The organism is Streptomyces sp. NPDC031379 (genome assembly GCF_055569615.1).
The window spans coordinates 30606-53073 of the sequence record NZ_JBVIIT010000003.1 but is presented as its reverse complement, the minus strand read 5'-3'; the positions used below and the strand labels follow the sequence as shown (position 1 = coordinate 53073).

The 22468-nt window shown below is 73.0% G+C and carries 15 protein-coding genes; 5 read left to right on the top strand and 10 right to left on the bottom strand.

The window, feature by feature from the left end:
• Positions 1–151: 151 nt before the first annotated feature.
• The 6 genes from ACZ5CW_RS05095 to ACZ5CW_RS05070 all read right to left on the bottom strand — a co-directional run bounded on the left by ACZ5CW_RS05095 (position 152) and on the right by ACZ5CW_RS05070 (position 6757).
• Positions 152–1111, bottom strand: a complete 960-nt coding sequence (locus ACZ5CW_RS05095; RefSeq protein ID WP_468598485.1) for a pyridoxal-phosphate dependent enzyme — start codon at positions 1109–1111, stop codon at positions 152–154.
• A gap of 93 nt (positions 1112–1204) precedes the next feature.
• The gene (locus ACZ5CW_RS05090) at positions 1205–2236 is read right to left on the bottom strand and encodes a polyprenyl synthetase family protein (protein ID WP_468598484.1); all 1032 of its coding nucleotides are present in this window, start codon (positions 2234–2236) and stop codon (positions 1205–1207) included.
• A complete protein-coding gene (locus ACZ5CW_RS05085; protein ID WP_468598482.1) occupies positions 2233–3273 on the bottom strand; it encodes a tetratricopeptide repeat protein in 1041 nt (346 codons plus the stop codon). Before ACZ5CW_RS05085 ends, ACZ5CW_RS05090 begins: the two co-directional genes overlap by 4 nt.
• 153 nt (positions 3274–3426) lie before the next feature.
• Positions 3427–4104 (bottom strand): AIM24 family protein, encoded by a 678-nt coding sequence (locus tag ACZ5CW_RS05080; RefSeq protein WP_468598480.1) that lies wholly within the window; start codon positions 4102–4104, stop codon positions 3427–3429.
• 56 nt (positions 4105–4160) lie between these two features.
• Positions 4161–5483 carry a CAP domain-containing protein gene (locus tag ACZ5CW_RS05075; RefSeq protein WP_468598479.1) on the bottom strand — a complete coding sequence of 441 codons (1323 nt, stop codon included), beginning with the start codon at positions 5481–5483 and terminating at the stop codon, positions 4161–4163.
• Between the two features lie 71 nt (positions 5484–5554).
• A complete protein-coding gene (locus ACZ5CW_RS05070) occupies positions 5555–6757 on the bottom strand; it encodes a serine hydrolase domain-containing protein (RefSeq protein WP_468598477.1) in 1203 nt (400 codons plus the stop codon).
• Between the two features lie 335 nt (positions 6758–7092).
• Here ACZ5CW_RS05070 and ACZ5CW_RS05065 point away from each other — a divergent pair, with 335 nt between their 5' ends.
• The 5 genes from ACZ5CW_RS05065 to ACZ5CW_RS05045 all read left to right on the top strand — a co-directional run bounded on the left by ACZ5CW_RS05065 (position 7093) and on the right by ACZ5CW_RS05045 (position 15708).
• Positions 7093–8853 (top strand): M4 family metallopeptidase, encoded by a 1761-nt coding sequence (locus ACZ5CW_RS05065; RefSeq protein WP_468598474.1) that lies wholly within the window; start codon positions 7093–7095, stop codon positions 8851–8853.
• Between the two features lie 149 nt (positions 8854–9002).
• Positions 9003–10190, top strand: a complete 1188-nt coding sequence (locus tag ACZ5CW_RS05060) for an ROK family protein (RefSeq protein WP_468598472.1) — start codon at positions 9003–9005, stop codon at positions 10188–10190.
• 36 nt (positions 10191–10226) lie between these two features.
• The gene (locus ACZ5CW_RS05055) at positions 10227–12026 is read left to right on the top strand and encodes an alpha-galactosidase D (RefSeq protein ID WP_468598470.1); all 1800 of its coding nucleotides are present in this window, start codon (positions 10227–10229) and stop codon (positions 12024–12026) included.
• A 113-nt stretch (positions 12027–12139) separates the two neighbouring features.
• The gene (locus ACZ5CW_RS05050; protein WP_468598469.1) at positions 12140–14491 is read left to right on the top strand and encodes a glycosyl hydrolase family 95 catalytic domain-containing protein; all 2352 of its coding nucleotides are present in this window, start codon (positions 12140–12142) and stop codon (positions 14489–14491) included.
• A complete protein-coding gene (locus ACZ5CW_RS05045; RefSeq protein ID WP_468598467.1) occupies positions 14488–15708 on the top strand; it encodes an SGNH/GDSL hydrolase family protein in 1221 nt (406 codons plus the stop codon). Before ACZ5CW_RS05050 ends, ACZ5CW_RS05045 begins: the two co-directional genes overlap by 4 nt.
• 17 nt (positions 15709–15725) lie before the next feature.
• On the opposite strand, the gene ACZ5CW_RS05040 is transcribed toward ACZ5CW_RS05045, so the two are convergent.
• The 4 genes from ACZ5CW_RS05040 to ACZ5CW_RS05025 all read right to left on the bottom strand — a co-directional run bounded on the left by ACZ5CW_RS05040 (position 15726) and on the right by ACZ5CW_RS05025 (position 22258).
• Positions 15726–18695, bottom strand: coding sequence for an ATP-binding protein (locus ACZ5CW_RS05040; RefSeq protein ID WP_468598465.1), 2970 nt, complete (start codon positions 18693–18695; stop codon positions 15726–15728).
• Between the two features lie 85 nt (positions 18696–18780).
• Positions 18781–19128, bottom strand: a complete 348-nt coding sequence (locus ACZ5CW_RS05035; RefSeq protein ID WP_468598464.1) for a UBP-type zinc finger domain-containing protein — start codon at positions 19126–19128, stop codon at positions 18781–18783.
• Positions 19125–20585 carry an ATP-binding protein gene (locus ACZ5CW_RS05030; RefSeq protein ID WP_468598463.1) on the bottom strand — a complete coding sequence of 487 codons (1461 nt, stop codon included), beginning with the start codon at positions 20583–20585 and terminating at the stop codon, positions 19125–19127. Before ACZ5CW_RS05030 ends, ACZ5CW_RS05035 begins: the two co-directional genes overlap by 4 nt.
• A complete protein-coding gene (locus ACZ5CW_RS05025; RefSeq protein ID WP_468598461.1) occupies positions 20582–22258 on the bottom strand; it encodes an NAD(P)/FAD-dependent oxidoreductase in 1677 nt (558 codons plus the stop codon). Before ACZ5CW_RS05025 ends, ACZ5CW_RS05030 begins: the two co-directional genes overlap by 4 nt.
• Between the last annotated feature and the right edge of the window lie 210 nt (positions 22259–22468).

Below are 22468 nucleotides of genomic sequence, written 5' to 3'. Positions count from 1 at the left end.
GTTCAAAGAATCCTCAACCCGGGCCCGTTCTTGCCTTTTATTCAACAGCGGGAAAGGGCTTGCGGGTTTGGGTCGACCTCTCCCGTCGGTTTCTCGACCTGCGGGTAACCGACGGTAGGCGCGGGCGCGCCGCCCCGGCTCACGACAGGTGTCACGTCAGACCGAAGCGGTCGGCCCACCCGGTGAGTTCCCGGGGGGTCGTGTTGCCTCCGCACACCACGAGCCCGAGTCGGGCGCGCCCGCCGACGCGTGCGATCACCTGACGGGCCGCCGGCAGCAGGCAGCCCGCGGCCGGCTCCGCCCACACCTTGGCGTGCTCGGCGAGGTCCAGGCAGCCCTGCACGGCGTCCCGGTCCGGGACCACCAGGACCTCCTCGACCAGCGCGGAGACGTGATCATAGGTCAGCTGCGACACCGAGGGCGCGCTGAGCGTGGTGACCACGGACGACAGCGGCACCGGCAGCGGTGCGCCGGCCGCGAGTGCGGCGGACATGGCCTCGGCGCCCTCGGTCTCCACGCCCCACACGCGCACCCCGGGCCGCTTGGCGCGCAGGGCCGCCGCGATCCCGGCGATCAGGCCCCCGCCACCGATGCTGACGACGACGTCCGTCAGCTCGGGGGCGTCCTGAGCCAACTCCAGGCCCACGGTGCCCTGCCCGGCGATCACGACCGGGTCGTCGAACGGATGGACCAGCGTCAGTCCCTCGTCCCGCAGCCGTGTCACCAGCTGGAACGCGCTGTCCATGCCGTCGGTCAGCCGCACCGACGCCCCGGCCTCCTCCGCGAGCCCGATGGAGCGCGCGGGCGCGGTACGCGGCATCACCACGGTCGCCTTCACATCGAGGGCCGCCGCCATCACCGCGAGCGCGATCCCGTGGTTGCCGCCGCTGACCGCGACCACCCCCGCTGCCCGCTCGGCCTCGCTCAGCGACAGCAGCTTCGCCGTGGCCCCGCGGGCCTTGAACGAGCCGGTGCGCTGGAGCAGTTCGAGCTTGGCGGTGACCGGGACGCCGAGCAGCGCGGTCAGGCCGGGGCTCGCCACGGTCGGCGTCCGCACGACGTGTCCGGCGATCTGCCGGGCCGCGGCTTCGATGTCCGAGATGCCGATCACAGTGCTCCACCCTTCCGGCGCGGGGCTGAGGACCGCGCCTCTCGCACCTTCACCTGCCGGGACGGCCGAGGTCAACGCCGTTTCGGATCATGACTACAGCACGCGGTGCATCAGGAGGTCCAGCAGTCGGCGCAGCTCCTCGGCGGTGCCGGCGGCCAGGGGCGCGTCCGCGAGCAGTGCCCGTGCGGCGGCCGTGTGCGTACGGGCCTCGGCCAGGGCCGCCGTACGGCCGCCCGCCTCCTCGATCAACTCGGCCGCCTCCGCGGCCCGGCCGGGCGAGCCGAGCAGCGCGAGCAGCCGCCGGGCCGCCGGGGAGCCGAGCGCCACCAGCACCGGGAAGGTCTTCTTGCCCTCCCGTATATCCCCGCCCACGGGCTTGCCGGTGACGGCCGGGTCGCCCCAGATGCCCAGCACGTCGTCGACCAGCTGGAAGGCGACACCCAGATGCCGCCCCGCCCGGTCCAGCGCGGTCACCGTGGCCTCGGGCGCCCCGCCGAGCGTGGCACCCAGCGCGGCGGCGCAGCCCAGCAGCGCGCCGGTCTTGCCCTCCGCCATCGCCCGGTACTCCTCGGGCGTCACCCGCTCCGGACCGGTGCACGGCCGGGCGGCGAACAGCAGGTCGTCGGCCTGCCCGTGCACCAGATCGGTGAGCGCCGCCGAGAGCAGCCGCACGGCGCCGGGCCCCTGCGGCACGGCGGCGAGCGTCTCCACCGCCAGCGCGAACAGGGCGTCCCCGGCGAGCACCGCCGGACCGGTGCCGTACGCCTTCCACACGGCGGGCCGGCGTCGCCGGGTCGCGTCGCCGTCCATGATGTCGTCGTGCAGCAGCGAGAAGGCGTGCACCAGCTCCACCGCGACCGCGGCCGGGATGCCGGCCCCCGCGTCGGCGCCCGCCGCCTCGGCGCCGAGCACCGCCAGAGCCTGCCGTACGCCCTTGCCGCCCGGCGCCGCGGCGGGTGCCCCGCCGACGTCGCACCAGCCGAAGGAGTACGCGGCCATCTCGGCGACCCAGGGGTGCAGCCGCCCGACCGCCTCCGTCAGCGTCGGCCGCACCAGCTCCCGGCAACGGGCGAGGGTCTCGGATCCGGCGAGGGGCGCCCGTACCGCCGTGGGGAGCGCGGTCACCGTACGACCTCCGTGCCGAGGCCGAACTCCCGCTGGGCCCGGGTCACCATCTCCCGCGCGTGCTTCAGCCCGCTGCGCTCCAACACCCGGGCCAGATCCGCGAGTTCGGCAGCCGTCTCCGCGCGGTCCCGGCCGAGGCGGGCCAGCGACTTGGCCAGGCCGAGACGGGCCAGCGCCTCGCCCCGGGGCTCGCTCATCGCGCGGAACTCCTCCAGCGCCAGCTCGTACAGGTCGCGGGCCTCGGTGTAACGCCCGGCCCGGTAGAAGACGTTGCCGCGCATCTTGTGGTTGTAGGCGAGCGCGCTGGAGAGGTTCATGGCGCGGCAGGTGGCCTCCGCCTCGGACAGCAGCTCCAGCGCCCGCTCGGTGTCGCCGTCACGGACCGAGAGGACGTCGGCGAGCCCGCGCAGCGCCCAGGCGTGCCCGCGCCGGTCCTCGGCCCGCCCGGCTATCTCCGCGGCTTCCTCGAACAGGGCGTACGCCGTGTCGTGGTCCCCGGTGTTGCGGTGCATCTGCGCGATGCCCTCCAGGGCCCACACCGTGTGCCTGGCCTCTCCGCGCTTGCGGGCCTCGGCCAGCAACTGCTCGTGCAGCCGGCCGACCGCCTCGTAGTCGCCCTGGATACGGCCGGTCTCCGCGAGTCCGGCCAGCGAGTACCCGCGGACCACGACGTCCCCGCCGCGCTCGCCCAGTTCGGCCGCGAGCCCCAGCAGCCGCCAGGCCAGCGGGAACGCCCCGCGCTGCCGGGCCAGGGTGCCGCCGCTCCACAGCGCCCAGGCCATGGCCGCCGTGTCCCCGGCCTCCCGGGCCGCGCGGTAACTCGCCTTCCAGGCCCGGTCCGCGTCACTCACCTGGCCGAGCCGCCGATGGGCCTCGGCGACGGCCAGCCCGCAGCGGGCCGCCTCGCCGTGACGCCCGGACCGCTCGGCCTCGCGCAGCCGCTCGGTGCCCTCGGCCAGCACGTCGACCAGCGAGGAGTTGACGGACAGGGTGGTCAGGGCGCCCTGGTACTCAGGGGCGAAAGCCTTGCCGTACATGCGTACCCTTCTATACACGATGTGTATACATGACGTGTATAGCGTCTCGGAAAACATGCCCCGGCCCGAGGGGCCGGGGCTCGGTCTGTTGTCGATCAAGACGCCGGCACGACGGCGGGGGTTGCCCGCACGGCGCGGCTCACTTGTGAAGGTTCAGTGCTGCTGCGTCTTCTGGGGCGTCAGTTCGCTCGGCCGCACGACGACGTGTCCCTCGCCCTGGAGCATCAGCTGCACGGCCTCGCCGGAGCCGCCGCGCAGCATCGAGCCGATGGACTGCGAGCGGTGCAGCGAGGTCTGCAGATGCGCGGTCCAGCCCACCACGGCGTCCGTGTCGACGTAGACGGGGGCCTGCGCCGAGACCGGTATGACCAGCGGGTTGCCCTCGCAGACCAGGCCGAGCCGGCCCTGCCCGGAGAAGACGCTGTTGAACAGGCCGCCGCCGGCGATGCCGGACCCCTTCACCGTCTTGATCTCGTACGCCAGCGAGGCGTCGAAACACAGCACGTTGCGGCCGTTGACGGTGAACTGGTCGCCGGGTTCGACCTCGACGATGAAACAGTTCTGCGCCTCGTGCGCGAACCAGGCCTCGCCCCGTCCGCGCACCGCCATGAGCGGCAGTCCCTCACCGGTGACCGCACGCTTGAGCATGCCGCCGACGCCCTGCCCCTTGCGCTCGAACTTCAGGTCGCCGCGGTAGGCGACCATCGCGCCCTGGCGGGCGTACATCTCGCCGTTCACCGCGTACTTGATGCACTTGGCGTTCTCGACGGACATGCCCGGCTCCACGGCCGGCTGCACGACGTGCTGACTGGAAAAGAGATCACCCTTCATGCGGGGCATGGTGTCCCGGAGGGGTTCGTTCCGCCAAGATCACGGAATGTGTCGGTTCAGCCACCGAACAGCTGCGTCCAGTACGTGCCCGCCCGGCCGCCGCCCGAGAAGCCGATGCCGATGTGCGTGAAGCCGCGCGTGAGGATGTTGGCCCGGTGGCCGGGGCTGTTCATCCAGCCCTCCACGACCTCGGCGGGAGAGCGCTGACCGCAGGCGATGTTCTCGCCGATCGTGCGCCGGCGACAGCCCGCGGCGGCGGCCCGGTCCCAGGGCCGGCCGCCGTCGGGGGAGGTGTGGGAGTAGAAGTCGCGGGCCACCATGTCCGCGCAGTGCGCCTGCGCGGCGGCCGTCAGCGGCGGATCGACCGCCAGCGGGCGGAGACCGGCCCGGCCGCGCTCGGCGTTGGTCAGTGCGACCACCTCGGCGGCCGCGCGCGACAGTCCGTCCGGGGTGAGGGGAGCGGCCCACAGTGCGGTCCAGTACCGGTCGCCCGCGTCGGCATGGGCCAGTGCGGCATGCCGGAAGGACGGGTCGAGCAGGGTGCGCCGGGCCTGCCCCGATTCCAGGCAGTACGCGACGAACTCGGCCGGTGTGCGCGGGCCGGAGACCAGGTGCTCGCCGACGGTGACGTACGCGTATCCGGCGGCCGTGATCCGCTGGTGCACCGAGACGCCGTCGCGGCCCTCGGTGCCCAGCCGCCCGGCGTCGGCCATGGCCCGCGCGTGGCCCTGCGCGGCAACGAGGAGACTCGGCTCCGGCGTGACGGGTGGAGAACCGGCGCGAGCGCGAGCGGAGTTCACCGGGGTGAGGAAGGCGTCGGTGCGGGCGGCCGGCGGGACGGCCCCGGACCGCCGGCCGGGGTCGGGGACGGCTGCGGAGGCCTGCGCGCCGCCGTCGTCGTCCACGACGTCCACGCCGAAGTCCCGCGCGAGTCCGGCCAGTCCGTCGGCGTACCCCTGCCCGATCGCCCGCAGCTTCCAGCCGGTGCCCGGACGCGGATACAGCTCGGCGAGCAGCAGCACGGTCTCCGGGCCGGGGCGCGGCGGCGTGAACCGGGCCACCGTACGGCCCGCGCGGTCGGTCACGTCGAGCCGGGGAGCGGGCAGCCGGCCGAGCGGCGTGCCGGGCAAGGCCGCGCCGACCGCGACGGTGACCCGGCACGCGCCGGTGCGCAGCCGGGCCGGTTCGACGTCCAGGGTGTCACCGCGCAGCCGGACGCCGGGGGCCGCCGGCTGGTTGTAGAACACGAAGTCGGCGTCCCCGCCGACCTTCCCGTCCGCACCGGTGACGAGGGCACACACATCGAAGGCCCCGGCCACCCGCAACCGCACCGCACCCTCCGGGAGGGTCACGTTCCCCCCGGCGACCAACTCACCCATGACACCACCCGGCAGAGGCCCACCCATGGCTCTGCTCCGTACAACGCCGGGCCCGTGCCGGTTGGTTCCGCCTACTCCTCCGCCTGCTCCTCCACGGCTGCACCGTCCCCGCCGGGCAACGCCTTCGGCTTCCCGCAGAACGCCGGCTCCAGCGCCTTTGCCAGCGTCTTCAGCACCTTCCCGTTGTTCGAGGTGTTCGTGACCGCCGTGAGACTGCGCTTGCCGTCCTTCGTCGCGAAGGCGTACGTGTAGTACCCCTGTACCGCACCCGTGTGGCCGTACACCGAGACCCCGCAGGACAGGGTGCGACGGCGCAGCCCGAGCCCGTAGGCCGTCGTGCTGTCCACCCGCTCGAAGCGCTCCATGTCGGCCAGCCGCGCCGGGGACAGCAGCCTGCCGCCGAGCAGCGCGGAGTAGAACGTGTTCAGGTCCTCGGCGCTGGAGATGATGGCACCGGCGCTCTGCGCCCAGGAGACCGTCTGCGCGGTCGCGTCGACCAGCTCGGCGCCGGCCGTGTCCGGAGTGAGGTAGCCGCGGGCGTACCGGCCGGGGATGGCGGTGTCCGGGTGGACGTAGAACGTGTCGCGCAGCTTCAGCGGTTTGAAGACGCGGTTCTCGTACGCGGTCTTCACGGACTGGCCCGTGAGCTTCTCGATGAGCAGGCCGGCGACGACGAAGTTGGTGTTCGAGTAGGAGTACGCGGCGCCGGGCGCGTTGGTACGGGGCTTCTTCAGGGAGAGCGCGACCAGCTGCCGGTAGGTGAAGACCTTTTTGCGCACCGCCTCGAAGCCGGACACGCTCTGGGCGAACATGTCGTCGGTGTAGTCGTACAGCCCGCTGCGGTGGCCGAGCACGTGCCGGACGGTGATCCGGTCGTCGGGCAGCAGCCCCGGCAGGTAGCGGTCGACCGGCGCGTCGAGCGAGAGCCGGTGTTCGTCGGCGAGTTGCAGCAGGACCACGGCCGAGAAGGTCTTGGTGACGCTGCCGACGCGGAACCGGTCGCCGGCGGAGAGGGAGCGCCGGGTGCCGCGGTCGGCCACGCCCTTGGCCACCCGGTACGTCTCGCCGTGGTCGTCGATCCGGGCGAGCGCTCCTGGTGCGCCCTGGTCCAGGGCCGAGCGCAGCACCGTGGCAAGGCCCGTGGTGTCGGGCGCCGAAAGCGCCGCTGCCGCGGGGGTGTCGGGCTCCGCGGTCGCGGCCCGCGCCGGGACCGCGAGCAGACAGAGCGCGACCGCTCCGAGGACCGCACCCCGGCCCACCGTCGCTGAGACCATCCGGCATCCACTCCCATCCGTACGTGTCGTGATGCGATGTCGGTCACATTCCGGCCTTGGAACCTAGGGGATCGAGACAGCGTCTCCACAGTCGACACACAGTCGGTGGACTCGTGATCACTCTGTGGCGCCCCATTCGTAAAGGATTGCCATAGAAATCCGCGAAATGGATCATTCCGGCTTTACGTGCCCATGACTGATCCGCAAGGGTGATGCCCGGGGCCCGACCAGTCCCCGTGGTGCCGAACTGCGCCACGTCTCAAGGCGGTTGGTGACCCCGGCCGCCTTCGCACGAAGGAACCCTGATCAGATTGCGTAGACCGCACATACGCTCCGTGGCGGTCGCCGTCGCGGTGACGACGGCTGCCACAGGCCTGGCCGGCACGGCCTTCGCGGGTCCCTCCACGACGGGGGTGGAGCGGACCGCCGCGTCCGCCACCACGAACGCCACGACGGTGGTGGAGGCGGCGCGCACCGCGGCCTTCGCCCACGCCTCGGCGACCGGCGTCTCCAAGGGTGACGAACTCCAGGCCCAGGACGTCATGATCGACCCCGAGGGCGCCCGGCACGTCCGTTTCGTCCGGACGCACGGCGACCTCCCGGTGCTCGGCGCCGACCTCATCGTCCACCTCGACCGCAAGCTGGCCTACACGGGCGTGACCCGTGCGGCCGGCCACACCGTCAAGCCGGCCGCCACCGAGGCCAAGCTGACCGCGCAGCAGGCCGCCGCCAAGGCCGCCAAGGCCGCCAAGGGTGACGCGAGCGGTGCGCAGCTGGTCCTCGACGCCCGCGGCGGCGCCAGCGCCCTCGCCTACCAGGTGACGGTGACCGGCCAGGCCGGCTCGCACACCGTCGTCGTCGACGCCGTCACCGGCAAGGTGCGCAGCAACACGCCCGACAGTGACGAGTTCCTGTCCCCGAAGCTCCTCGACACCCTGCGCGAGCGCGGCGAGAGCGCCGCCCCGGAGACCGGTGTCGGCGCTCCCGCCCCGGCGGGTCTGCTCGGCTCGGGCGTCTCCGGCGCCACGCGCTACCCGTCCGCCGCGAAGGGCACCGGCAAGACCCTCTTCGTCGGCAACGTCGGGCTCACCACCACGCAGACCTCGCGCGGCCACTACCAGCTCAAGGACCCGAACCGGTACGGCACCGAGACGCGGGACGCCAAGGGCTCGTACACGGAGAAGTTCAGCGCCGGCACGAAGTTCACCAACACGACCAACGTGTGGGGCAACGGCAAGACCACCAGCCGTGCCAGCGCCGCCGCCGACGCCCAGTACGGCATCACCAAGACGCTCGACTTCTACAAGAGCACCTTCAAGCGCAAGGGCATCGCCAACAACAGCAAGCCCGCGCAGGCGATGGTCCACTGGGGCAAGAAGGTCGCCAACGCCTTCTGGGACCCGACCTGCAACTGCATGCTGTACGGCGACGGCGACGGCCAGATGTTCAAGAAGCCGCTCGTCGTCCTCGACGTCACCGGTCACGAGCTGACCCACGGCGTGGTGGAGGCGACCGCCAACCTGCAGCCGACCTTCGTCGACTCCGACGGCAACCAGTACGGCGAGCCGGGCTCGCTGAACGAGTCGCTCGCGGACATCTTCGGCTCGAACGTCGAGTTCTACGCCAAGAACGCCAAGGACACCCCGGACTACCTGGTCGGCGAGAAGCTGGGCCTGGACCAGAAGTTCCTGCGCCGCCTCGACCACCCGTCGCTGGACAAGCTCGAGGGCACCATCGACTACTGGTCGCCGGACACCTACTACACCGAGGTCCACGCCGGTTCCGGTGTCTCCTCGCACGCCTACTACCTCCTCGCCGAGGGCAGTGGCAAGAAGAAGATCGGCAGCGTCACCTACAACTCGCCGACCTACCGCAACGTCACGGTCAAGGGCATCGGCCGGACCAAGGCCACGGCCATCTACTACCGTGCGCTCACCCGCTACATGGTCTCCACGACCGACTTCCACCAGGCGCGCACCGCGACCCTGAAGGCGGCCAAGGACCTGTACGGCGCGAACAGCACCGAGTACAAGACCGTGGACAAGTCGTGGTCCGCGGTCAACGTCACCGCGGCCAACACGCCCCGCGCGCACTGACGTACGGCGCACACACCCGCACCACCGGATGCCCCGCCCCGCGCGGGGCATCCGCATGTCCGGCCCGCCACCAGGGCTTCCGTCGGGCTTCGTAACAGCGGTTGTTTCTTTTATTGACAGCGGAAAATAAGGGCCCTAGGTTCCCGGCCATGCGCTCGACCCCGCACGCCGAGACGTTCCCGGCACACACGCCGGCCGCCTCGCAGGTGTTCACGACGGTCCTGTCCCACGGCCCCCTGACGCGCCTGGAGGCGGGCCGCCGGGCCGGGCTGTCCCCGGCCGCCGTGACCAAGGCCGTACGCCCCCTGCTGGCCGCCGGATACCTGGCGGAGGACGCCGCCGAGGAGGCCCGGCCCGCCCTCGGCCGGCCCGCCGGCCTGGTCCGGGTCAACGGGGGACGGGCCCTGTTCATCGGCGTGAAGGTGACCGGCGACGAGCTGATCGCCGTTCTGACCGACCTGTGCTGCCGGATCCGGCTCGCCCGCCGCACCCGCCTGCCGGGCCGGGCGCCCGGCCCCGTGCTGACCGCGCTCACGGACGTCGTCCACGAACTCCTCACCCACGCCGCCGAGTCGGCTGCGCCGGTGGCCGGCCTCGGCATCGCCGTCTCCGGCGACGTCGACCGCGCCGAGGGCGTCGTACGCTACTCGCCGTTCCTGGACTGGCGGGACGTGCCGCTCGCCGAACTCGCCGCCACGGCCGGCGGACTGCCGGTGGTCGTCGACAACGACGTGCGCGCGCTGACGGTCGCCGAGCAGTGGTTCGGCGCCGGCGCCGGACTCAGCGACTTCGCCGTGGTGACCGTCGGCGCGGGCATCGGCTGCGGACTCGTGGTGCACGGCCGGGTGATCTCCGGCGCGCACGGCGTGGCCGGCGAGATCGGGCACATCGTCATCGACCCCGCCGGACCCCCGTGCCACTGCGGCAACCGAGGCTGCGTCGAGGCGATCGCCGGAGACGCGGCGATCCTCGCCCGCACACGAGAGGTGACAGGCCGTCAGGTGGCCGACGGCTCGGCGGCGGTGGCCCTCGCGCACCAGGGGGTCCCCGGGGCCCGCGAGGTGTACGCGCGGGCCGGGGAGGCCATCGGCCGCGGCATCGCCACCGTGGCCAACCTGTTCGGCCCCGAACGCGTGATCATCTCCGGTGAAGGGCTCGCCGCCTACGACCTCTTCGCCGAGCAGATCCGGGAGGCGTTCACCGCCGCCGCCTTCGGCTCCGCCGCCCGGTGCGACGTACAGACCCGCCCGCTGCCCTTCGAGGAGTGGGCGCGCGGCGCGGCGGCGACCGCGATCCAGTCCTTCATCACCCAGGCTCCCACCACCGGAACGGGCTGAGCCGCCCGACCCGAACCCACCCAGGAGGTACGGCCCATGCGGTCACCCTCGTACTCCGTCCTGCCCGTACGCGGGCTCAGAGCCGCCGTCGTCCTGGCCCTCACCGCGGGCCTCGCCACGGCCGTCCCGGCCACCGCACAGGCCGACACCGCGCCCGCGGTGGCCGCGAAACCCTTCATGGGCTGGTCCAGCTGGAGCATGCAGTCGTCCAAGTACCCGGGCCTCAACCCGGACGGCGACTACAGCTGGCTGACCGAGGCGAACGTCCTCAAGCAGGCCGACGCCCTGGCCGCCAAGCTCAAGCGCTACGGCTACGAGTACGTCAACATCGACTCCGGCTGGTGGCGGGACAAGAGCTGGCAGCCCGGCTTCGACGCCTACGGACGCCAGCAGGCCGACCCCGTCCGCTTCCCGCGCGGCATGAAGCCGGTCGCCGACCACATCCACGCGCTCGGGCTGAAGGCCGGCATCTACCTGCCCGTCGGCCTGGAGAAGGAGGCGTACGGCGACGGCAAGGTGCCCGTCCGGGACGCCGACGGCTGCACCACGGCCGACATCGTCTACGGCGACCTGCGCACCACCAACGGCTGGGACAGCGCCTACAAACTCGACTTCGGCAAGCCGTGCGCCCAGAAGTACATCGACTCCCAGGCCGAGGCGATCGCCTCCTGGGGCTACGACTTCCTCAAGCTCGACGGCGTCGGGCCCGGCTCCTTCAAGAGCGGCGACAACTACGACAACGTTGCCGACGTCGCCGCCTGGCAGAAGGCGATCGCCGCCACCGGCCGCCCCATTCACCTGGAGCTGTCCTGGTCGCTGGACATCGGGCACGCCGCCGACTGGAAGAAGCACTCCAATGGCTGGCGCGTCGACACCGATGTCGAGTGCTACTGCAACACCCTCGTCAGCTGGGAGAACTCCGTCGACGACCGCTTCGGCGACACCCCCGGCTGGACGAAGCACGCCGGCCCCGGTGGCTGGAACGACCTCGACTCCCTCGACGTAGGCAACGGCGCCATGGACGGCCTGACCAAGGCCGAACGCCAGACCTACGCCACCCTGTGGGCCATCGCCAAGTCACCGCTCTACACCGGCGACGACCTGACCAGGCTCGACGACTACGGCGTGCGGCTCCTCACCAACCGCGAGGTCATCGCCGTCGACCAGGGCGACGCCCCGCCCGCCCGGCCGGTCACCCCCTCCGACCCCCAGCAGGTCTGGGCCGCCAAGAACCCGAACGGCACCTACACCGTCGCCCTGTTCAACCTCGCCGACGCCCCCGCCGCCGTCACGGCCGACTTCTCCTCCCTCGGCTTCACCGGCAAGGCGGCCGTCCGTGACCTGTGGAACCACGAGGACCTCGGCTCGTACCGGAACCGGATCACCGAGGCCCTGCCCGCCCACGGCTCCCGCCTGTTCACCGTCACCCCGCACGGCAGCGCCCTCACCACCACCGGCTACGAGGCCGAGGCCGGCGCCAACACGCTCGGCGGCAACGCCTCCGTCGCCGACTGCTCCGCCTGCTCCGGCGGCAAGAAGGTCGGCAACCTCTACCTCGGCGGCACGCTCCGCTTCGAGGACATCGTCGTGGACCGGCCCGGCACCTATCTGATCAAGGTGGCCTACGTCAGCGGCGACGCCCGCACCGTGAACATCTCCGCCGGCTCCGGCGCCGGCACCCGCCACAGGTTCCCCTCCACCGGCGACTGGGGGACCGCCGAGACGGTCAGTGTCCCCGTCACCCTGAAGGCCGGCACCAACACCGTCACCTTCGACAGCGGTTCGGACTACGCGCCCGACATCGACCGGATCGAAGTCCCGGACTCCCCCCGCTGACGCTCCGCCGGGCACCGTACGGGAACCGCGGGGCCGCTGTGGCCGGCTGCGGTTCCCCGCGCCCCGCGACGGGCGCTGTACGCACCGATCCTCGATGAATCCCGGAGCTTGCCATGGACCCCGTATCCCCCAGCAGACGCGGCTTCCTCGCCCTCGCCGCGGCCACCGGAGCCCTCACCGCACTGCCCGCCTTCACCGCCACCGCCGCCCCGCCGCGGCCCGCCGCGCTTCCCGCCACCGATGCCCGCCACCAGCTGTGGTGGCGGGCACCCGCCGACGAGCACTCGCTGATCCAGCAGGGCCTGCCCGTCGGCAACGGCCGCCTCGGCGCCCTCGCCACCAACGACCCCGGCCGGGAACTCCTCCTCGTCACCGACGCCACGATGTGGACCGGCGGCCTCAACGACACCCTCGACTCCGACGGCCAGTTCCCCTATGGCCGCGGCGACTTCGGCTCGCTCACCCTCCTCGCCCGGCTCACCGTCGACCTCCCCGACCACGCCCTGTCCGCCGTCACCGGCTACCGCCGCACCCTCGACCTGGCGCAGGGCGTGGTGACCACCTCCTACGTCCGCTCCGGCGTCACCTACCGGCGCCGGCTCTTCGCCAGCCGTCCCGACGACGTGATCGTCCTGCACTTCGGCCAGAGCGGCGGCGGCCGGTACACCGGCACCATCACCCTCGAGGGCACGCACGGCGAACACGCGGAAGCGGACTCCTTCGCCGGGTCCTTCCCCGGCGGCCTGCGCTACGGGGCCGCGATCGCCGCACAAGGAAGCGGCGGCAGCGTGCACGTGCGCGGCACGCAGATCGCCTTCTCCGGCTGCCGTGAGCTGACCGTGGTGCTCAGCGGCGGCACCGACTACGCCCCCGACGCCTCCGCCCACTACCGGGACCCCTCCCTCGACCCCCGGGCGCTGGCCCGCACCAAGGTCCGCACCGCCTCCCGGCACTCCGCGGACACCCTGCTGCGCACGCATGTCGCCGACCATCGCGCCCTGTTCGACCGGTTCGGTCTCTGGCTCGGCACCTCGTCCCCCGAGCAGCGCTCCCTGGACACCTGGGAGCGGATCCAGGCCCGCGCCGATGACGGCGCGCCCGACCCCGAACTGGAGGCCGCCTACGTCCAGTTCGGCCGGTACCTGATGATCGCCGGGTCCCGGGGCAGCCTGCCGCTCGGCCTCCAGGGACTCTGGCTCGACGGCAACGATCCCGACTGGATGGGTGACTACCACACCGACATCAACATCCAGATGAACTACTGGATGGCCGACCGGGCGGGCCTCGCGTCCTGCTTCGACGCGTTCACCGACTACTGCGTGGCCCAGCTCCCCTCCTGGACGGACCTCACCAGGAGGCTCTTCGGCGACCCGCGCAACCGCTACCGCAACTCCAGCGGCAAGCAGGCCGGCTGGACGGTCGCCATCTCCACCAACCCCTTCGGCGGCGGGGGCTGGTGGTGGCACCCGGCGGGCAACGCCTGGCTGTGCAACTCCCTGTTCGAACACTACGAGTTCACCGCGTCGCGCGCCCACCTGAAGAAGATCTACCCACTCCTCAAGGGCGCCTGCGAGTTCTGGGAGGCCCGGCTGCTCGCGCACACCCTGCCGGGAACCTCGCGGGAAGTACTGATCGCCGACAGCGACTGGTCGCCGGAGCACGGACCGCTGGACGCCAAGGGCATCACCTACGCGCAGGAACTGGTGTGGGCCCTGTTCGGCAACTACCGCACGGCGGCGGCGGAGCTGGACAGGGACGCCGAGTACGCCGCCACCGTCGGCGCCCTGCGCGAGCGGCTGCACCTCCCTGAGGTGAGCCCGAAGACCGGCTGGCTGGAGGAGTGGATGTCCCCGGACAACCTCGGCGAGACCACCCACCGGCATCTGTCCCCGCTCGTCGGCCTCTTCCCCGGCGACCGCATCCGGCCCGACGGCTCCACCCCCGCCGACATCGTCGCAGGCGCCACCGCCCTGCTCACCGCACGCGGCACGGAAAGCTTCGGCTGGGCCAACGCCTGGCGCGCCCTGTGCTGGGCCCGGCTGAAGAACGCCGGCAAGGCCTACCAGCTCATCGTCAACAACCTGCGCCCCTCCAGCGGCGGCGGCAACGGCACCGCCCCCAACCTCTTCGACATCTACCAGGTCGAGCAGGGCCGGGGCATCTTCCAGATCGACGCCAACTTCGGCACCCCGGCCGCCGTCACCGAGATGCTGCTGTACTCGCGCCCCGGACACCTGGAGCTGCTGCCGGCCCTGCCGGAGGCCTGGGCCGCCTCCGGCACACTGACCGGTGCCGGGGCCCGCGGCGGCTTCCTCGTCGACCTGAGCTGGCGGGACGGAAAGCCGGACGAGGTGCGGATCCGCAGCATCGGCGGGACCATGACCTCCGTGGGGTACGCAGGCTCGTCCCGGACGGTCCGCATACAGCCAGGCGGGTCCGTCACGATCCGGGACTTCGCCCGGTGAGCGGCCGCTTCGGACGCGGCTGCCGCATCCTCGCCGCGCTGCTGACGGCCCTTGCCTGCCAGACCGGGCCCGCACGGGCGGCCGGCCCGCTGCCCGAGTCCGCCACCCGGGCAACCGGTGTCGTCACCTGGGCGGCCAGCGCCGACCGCATGGGCGAGGGCTCGGCCGGCCAGGGCTACCGGCTGATCGTCCGCACCAGCGTCGGCGGCAGCGACCTGCGGGTCCGCTTCACGAACGCCTTCGGTGACCGGCCGCTGACCCTGGACGGTGTCCACGCCGGCCTGCGGGACCAAGGGGCCGCGCTGCGTCCGGGCACCAGCCGGCCGCTGAGCTTCGGCGGAGCGCGCACGGTCAGCGTGCCGGCCGGCGCCGCCGCCTGGAGCGATCCGCTGCCGGGCAGGATCCCCGCCGGGACCGACCTCGTCATCAGCTTCCGCACCCCGGACGCGGCCGGCCCGGCCTCCGGCCACTGGATGGCGATGCAGACCTCGTACACCGGCCAGGGCGACCACACCGCCGAGGAGAGCGGCGCCAACTGGGCACAGACCACCGGCGCCTGGTGGTACCTGGACGCCGTCTCCGTACGACCGTCCGGCGCGGGAGCGGCCGCCGTGGTCGCGCTCGGTGACTCCATCACCGACGGCTGGCAGTCCTCCCTCGATCTCAACCGCCGCTGGCCCGACTACCTCGCCCGGCGCCTCGCCGGCATCGGAACGCCGGTCAAGGGTGTCGGCAACGCGGGTATCTCGGGCAACAAGGTCCTCGCGGACGGAGCCGGGCAGAGCGCCGTGTACCGGCTGGACCGGGACGTCCTCTCCCAGCCCGGCGTACGCACCGTGTTCCTCTTCGAGGGCGTCAACGACATCAAGGCGCACACCGGCGTCACCGCGGCCGACCTGATCGCCGGCTACCGGGACATCGCGCGGCGGGCGCACGCGGCCGGGAAGTGCGTGGTCGCCGCCACCGTCGGGCCGTTCAAGGGCTGGTACGAGTGGGATCCGGCCGCCGAGGCCCTCCGCCAGGAAGTCAACCAGTTCCTGCGCACCAGCGGGGACTTCGACGCCGTCACCGACTTCGACCGCATCCTGCGCAGCCCGTACGACCCCGAGCGGATCCTGCCGTTCTTCGACGGCGGCGACCATCTGCACCCGGGCGACAAGGGCATGCAGGCCATGGCCGACGCCGTCGACCCGGGGAGCCTGGACTGCACGCGCTGAAGGACGCGCCGGCCGGGTCACCCCGACCCGGTCGGCTCCGGCGCCGCCAGACCCTGGCGGTAGGCGATCGCCACCGCTTCCGTACGGCTCGCGGCGCCGAGCTTGGCGAGGATGTTGGACACGTGCACGCTGGCCGTCTTGCCGCTGATGAACAGCTCCTCGCCGATCTGCCGGTTGCTGCGGCCCCGCGCCAGGAGCCGCAGCACGTCCCGCTCGCGTGCGGTGAGCGGTGTCGCACGGCCCGCGGCCTGCGGCGTGGCCGTGAGACCGCCGCGTCCGGTCAGCGTGTCGATCCGCTCCAGCAGCGGCGCCGCGCCCAGCCCGGCCGCCGTCTCGCGGGCCAGCCGCGCCTGCTCCGCCGCCTCCGCGCGCCGCTCGGCCGCCAGCAGCGCCCGCGCGTACCGCAGTCGGCACCGCGCCTGCTCGTACACGTCGCCGTACCCGAACGCCGCGACCGCCTTCTCCCAGGCCGCCGGGTCCGGTCCGGAGGCGACCGTCGCCCACTCCGCCTCCGCGCGGGCCAGCCAGGCCTGCCCCTCCGGGCCCTGCTCACGGCCCTCCTCGTCGGCTCCGGCCGTGCCGCGCGCCAGCTCCACCAGCTCGGCCGCGGTCTCCGTCCAGCGGGCGAGATCCGGGTCGCCGCCGCTGCCGCGCGGCTCGGCGGCCCGGTCCGCCATCGCGCCCAGACACAGCGCGGCGAGCCGGACCGCGACCCCCGGCCGGCGTGTCGTACCGTCCCCCAGGGCCGCGATCGCCGACCGCGTCCGCTCGACGGCCTCCTCCGGGGCGCCCCGCTGCGCGGCGGCGTCGGTGAGGACGATCCCGGCGACGAGCGTGCCCATCCAGTCGAAAGGGCCCGCCAGCAGCGCGCGGGCCCGGTCGGCGGCCGTCTCGTCGCCGCGGGCCAGCGCCACGTACAGGGCGGGGCCCGTCACGCCCCCACCGCTCGCCGCCGGCAGCGCGGCCGCCGCCTGCGACGCGGTGCGCGCACACTCCTCCCAGCTGCCCAGCGTGTACATCACCAGCAGTTGCAGATAGCGCATCTCCATCGGATACGGCGAGGACAGCAGCCCGGCCCGGCGGGCCTGGTCGAGAGCGTCGGCCAGCAGGGGCGGACACTCGGCGAGGGCACCGGCCTCGAACGCGGCCACGGCCAGGTGGTACAGCGCGCGCATCTCCACGGGCCCGTTCCCCGCGGTGCGGGCCAGCTCCCGGGCCCGGCGCAGCCGTTCCCGGCCCGCCCGGGAACTCCGGCCGCCGCCCTCGACGTTGGCCAGAGAGATCAGCAGATCGGCCTGGGCCGCGGACATGCCCAGCTCCTCGGCGACGCGCAGCGCCCGCCGCCCCACCCGCAACGCGGTCTCGTCCTCGCCGACCTGACGGGCCGTCGCCACATGGGTGGCCGCCGCCCACACCCATGTCCGCGACGGCGGCTCGGCGGGGATCATCGCCAGCGCCTCGCTGCTGTAGCGGTGTGCCGCGGTCAGGCTGTCCACGGTCAGCAGGTTCCCGGCGAGCGTGTACCGGACCCGGGCGGCCAGCTCGAAGTCGGTGTCCTGGTCGACCCCGGCGAGCGCCGCGCGGGTCAGCGAGACCGCGCGATGGGACTCCCCGGCGTGCGCGGCCGCGGCCGAGGCGCGCAGGGTCAGGGTCACCCGGTCCAGGTCCCCCTCGACGGCGGGCCGGGCGGACGCCGGCACCGACGGCCACAGGTCCAGGGCGGTCTCCAGGTGCCGCAGCTCCTCGGCGGGGGCGCCGAGCCGCCGGGCGTGGTCGGCCGCCTCCAGACAGGCGGCGAGAGCCTCCGGCAGATCGTGGCTCTCGTGGTAGTGATGGGCGCGCTCGGCGGCGGTCTCCGGGGCCCGGCCCCGGGCGGCGAGCAGCCGGGCGTACGCGCCGTGCAGCCGGGACCGCTCACCGGGCAGCAGATCGGCGTAGACCGCCTCGCGCGTGAGGGCGTGCCGGAAGGCGTAGGTGTCTTTGGCCCCGGGGACGAGCAGCTGGCGTCCGACGGCGTCCCGCAGCGCCCGCTCCAGCTCGTCCTCGGGCAGTCCGGCCGCCTCGCGCAGCAGGTCGTGCTCCACCCGGCGCCCGGCCACGGCGGCGGTCCGCAGCACCTGCTGGGCCGTCTCGGACACCTGCTCGACCCGGATGAGGAGCAGGTCGGCGAGTCCGCTGGGCACTCCGTCGGTGTCCGCGTCGGCCGCCGCGAACAGCTCTTCGGCGTAGAACGCGTTGCCCTCGGCGCGGGCCACGATGCCGTGGACGACCGCCTCGGGCAGCGGGCCCGCCCCGAGGGCCCGCACCAGGCGGGCGACCTCCGGATCGGGCAGCGGCCGCAGCTCCAGCCGCTCCACGGCCGGCAGCCGGACCAGTTCGGCGAGCAGGGGGCGCAGCGGGTGGCGGCGGTGCAGATCGTCGGCGCGGTAGGAGGCGAGCACGGCGAGCCGCCGGTCCGGGGCACCGCCGCCCGGCCGGTGCAGCACACCTCGGCTGAGCAGGAAGCGCAGCAGGTCGCGGGAGGACTGGTCGGCCCAGTGCAGGTCCTCCAGCACGAGCACCAGCGGCGCCACGGCGGCCAGGTCGGCCAGCAGCCCGGCGACGTCCTCGAAGAGCCTGAGCCGCCCGTCCGGGTCCCGGACTGCGTCCGTGCCCGCACCGAGCAGCCGGTCCACCGCCGGATGCGAGCCCAGCACGGCCGTGAACCGCTCGTCGGCGGCGAGCACACCGAGAATCTCGGTGAACGGCAGGTAGGGCAGACCGACGTCCCCGAGGTCCACACAGTGCCCGGTGAGCACGGTCGCCCCCGCCCGCGCCGCACGTCCCGCGACCTCGTCCAGCAGACGCGTCTTGCCGACCCCCGCATCCCCGGCGATCAGCACCGCCCGCGCCTCACCGCCCCGGGCACGCTCCAGCAGGCCCGTCAGCCGGGCCAGTTCCTCGTCCCGGCCGATCAGCGGCGGTGTGGTGAAGGCGATCTGCGACACGCCCCCATCCTGACACGGGCCACCGACAGCGGGCCCGTGACCTGCGGCTCATCCAGGGCCGCCGGGCCCGCTGCCCGGTCCGGCCTCAGCGCAGCGTCTGCGCCCAGTCGGCCGGCACCCGCCCCGCCGGGCCCGGCGCCGGCTGGTCCGCGGGACGGCCCTGCGGGGGAGCGAGTTCGGGTCCGGAGCCGTACAACTCGTCGGTGGCGTAGTTCCAGAACCAGGCCTCGCCCGGCTCGAAGCTCCGGATGACCGGGTGCCCCGTCTCCCGGTAGTGGGCCGTGGCGTGCTTGGCGGGCGAGTCGTCGCAACAGCCGATGTGCCCGCACTGCGCGCAGCGGCGCAGATGGAACCACCAGCCGCCCGCCTCCTCGCACTCCACGCAGCCGGTGCCGCTCGGCGGGACGCTCGGGTCGATTCCGTCGGCGCTCATACGGGTTCCTCCGCGTCCTCGGTGGGCGGCTCGGCGGTCAGGGGAAGCAGCACCTGGAAGCGGGTGTCGCCGGGCACCGACTCGACCCGCAGCGTGCCGTGGTGCTTGTTGACGACGATCCGCCAGGAGATGTCCAGGCCGAGGCCCGTGCCCTCGCCGACCGGCTTGGTGGTGAAGAACGGGTCGAAGATCCGTCCCTTGATCTCGGGCGGGACGCCGGGCCCGGTGTCCCGGAACTCCACCAGCACCTGCTCGTGGTCGAGCGCGGTCCGGACCGTCAGCGTGCCCTCGCCGCCGGCGCTGTGGATGGCGGAGACCGCGTTGTCGACGAGGTTGGTCCACACCTGGTTCAGCTCCGCCGGATAGGCGGGCACCGGCGGGAGGGTGCGGTCGTAGTCCTTGACGACCTTGACGCCGGGGCCTCTCTTGCCCGACAGCATCAGCAGGGTGCTGTCGAGGAGTTCGTGCACGTCCACCACCCGGTAAGGCGCCCGGTCCAGCTGCGAGTACTGCTTGGCCGCGTCGACGAGGTGCGAGATGCGGGTGGTGGAGTCCTCGATCTCGTTCATCAACAGCTCGGTCTCGACGGTGTAGTTGAGCCAGCCGATCGCGCCGGGCAGGATCTCCTCCTCCACGGCCGCGGCGACCTGTTCCAGCCAGTCGACGTCGAGTCCGGCCTGCACGAAGGTGGGGGACAGCTGCCAGCCGTGATCGATGCCGTGGTCCTCCAGCCAGTCGGTGAGCATGTCCTCCCGGTCGGACGCCTCCAGCGGGCTGAGCGCCGGGGCCTTCGCGACCCGCTCGGCGGTGCGCTCCTGGACCTCGACCAGATGCGCCAACGCGTCCCGGGAGAACGGCCCTTCGGCGATCAGACCGAGTTTGCGCCGCATCTTCGCGACCCGTTCCCGCAGGGTGGCGGTGGCCCGGACCGCCGCCGCCGCCGGGTTGTTCAGCTCGTGGGTGAGTCCCGCCGACAACGAGCCCAGTGCCAGCAGCCGTTCCCGCTGCCCGATCATGGCCTGGGTGTTCTTCGACCCGAAGAACAGGCCCTCCAGCAGATGCGCGGCCATCGGGAACCACTCGCGCATGATGTCCGCGAAGAGGTCGGCCGGCAGCACGAAGAAGCGCGTCGGCTCGGTGACCCGCATCGAGTTGGTGTACACCTGCCGCACCCGGTCGCCGAGGTACGCCTGCATCGCGCCCGCGTACACCCCCCGCTGCGAGGTCCGGTTGACCTCCACGTCGTCGCCGCCGACCCGGCGGGACAGCACGACCGTGCCCTCGATCATCACGAAGAAGCAGGTGGCGGGGTCGCCCTCGGTGTACACCGGTCCGGGCTGGAACAGCTCCACCCGTCCCTCGCTGCACAGCCGCCCCAGCTGCTCGGGGCTCAGCTTCTCGAAGAGGAACAGGGAGCTGATCTCCCGTGGGTTGCACGGCATCAGCTGCCCGCTCATGACTGCTCCAGGTACCGGTGGACGAGCATCACGGCCATGGCTCCCTCTCCGACGGCGGACGCGACGCGCTTGGCGGACTCGGCGCGCGCGTCGCCCGCCACGAACACGCCGGGAATGCTGGTCTCCAGGTGGTACGGCGGCCGGTCCAGCTCCCAGCCGGCCGGTGGCCGCCCGTCGGCGGTCAGGTCGGGCCCGGCCAGGATGAACCCGCGCTCGTCGCGCAGCACCGTGTCGCCCAGCCAGTCCGTCAGCGGGGCGGCACCGATGAACACGAACATCCACTGGGCGTCGACCTGTTCGGTCTCCCCGGTCACCGTGTGCCGCAGCGTCAGCCGCTCCAGGTGGTCCGAGCCGTGGGCCGCGTCGACCACCGTGTGGGAGCGCACCGAGATGTTCGGCGCCTCGTTGATCTGCTGGATCAGGTAGTAGGACATCGACGCCGACAGATCCGGGCCGCGCACCAGCAGGGTCACCGACTTCGCGCCCCGGGCCAGGTACATCGCCGCCTGGCCCGCCGAGTTGGCGCCGCCGACGATGTAGATGTCCTGCCCCTGGCAGGCGCTCGCCTCCGTCAGCGCCGAGCCGTAGAACACCCCGCAGCCGGTGAGATCGACGCAGCCCGCCGCCTCCAGCTGCCGGTACTGCACCCCGGTCGCGAGGATCACGCTGTGCGCGGCGATGGACGAGCCGTCCGCGAACCGTACGACGCGGGCGGCGCCGGTCACCTCCAGCCCCGACACCTCGCGCGCGGTGAGGATCTCGGCGCCGAACTTGGCGGCCTGCCGGCGCGCCCGGTCGGTGAGCTGGGCGCCGGAGACGCCGTCGGGGAAGCCGAGGTAGTTCTCGATCCGCGAACTCTGCCCGGCCTGTCCGCCGGTCGCCGACCGCTCCACCAGCACGGTCCGCAGACCCTCCGAGGCCCCGTACACGGCGGCCCCGAGCCCGGCCGGCCCGCCGCCGATGACGACCAGGTCGTAGAAGTCGGCCGTCGGTGTCGTCGCCAGGCCCACCCGCGCCGCCAGCTCCGGCGCCTCGGGCTCGACCAGGGCGGTGCCGTCGGGGGTGACCACCAGCGGCAGCCGCTGCCCGTCCTGCCCGGCGGCCGCCAGCAGCCGCTGTCCCTCCGGCTCCTCCACCGAGTACCAGCGGTAGGGCACCTGGTTGCGGGCCAGGAACTCGCGCACGTCCGAGGAGCGCGCCGACCAGCGGTGCCCGACGACCTTGGTGCTGGGCACGGGCCTGTAGGCGCTGGTGCGCCAGGCCTCCAGGAGGTCGTCCAGCACCGGATAGAGCTTCTCCTCCGGCGGGTCCCAGGGCTTGAGCAGATAGTGGTCCAGATCGACCACGTTGATCGCGTCGATCGCCGCGTTGGTGTCCGCGTACGCGGTCAGCAGCACCCGGCGCGCCCCCGGGTACACGTCCAGGGCCTGCTCCAGGAACTCGATGCCGTTCATCTGCGGCATGCGGTAGTCGGCCAGGATCACCGCCACCAGGTCCCCGCGCAGCTTCAGCTCGCGCAGCGCCTCCAGCGCGGACTCGCCGGACTCCGCGCGCACGATCCGGTACGACTCGCCGTAGCGCCGCCTGAGATCGCGGGCGACGGCACGGGAGACCCCCGGGTCGTCGTCCACGGTCAGGATGACGGTCCGCGCTGTGTCCGCGGCCTGTGCCATACGTCTCCCACCCCGAGCGTCGGATCACACGGGTCGGCGTCGTGGAGACCACCGCACCGGTTCGAAGCCCATCGTATGTTCGATCGTCCGGGTTCGCCCCGGGGTACCGCGCCGCCTCCTCCCGGCCCCCGGTGTCGTGCGGCGGCTCGTGGACGAGATCATCGTGACGGTGCGCTCCGGTGCCCGATAGTGGGCACCGGCAGCACGAGG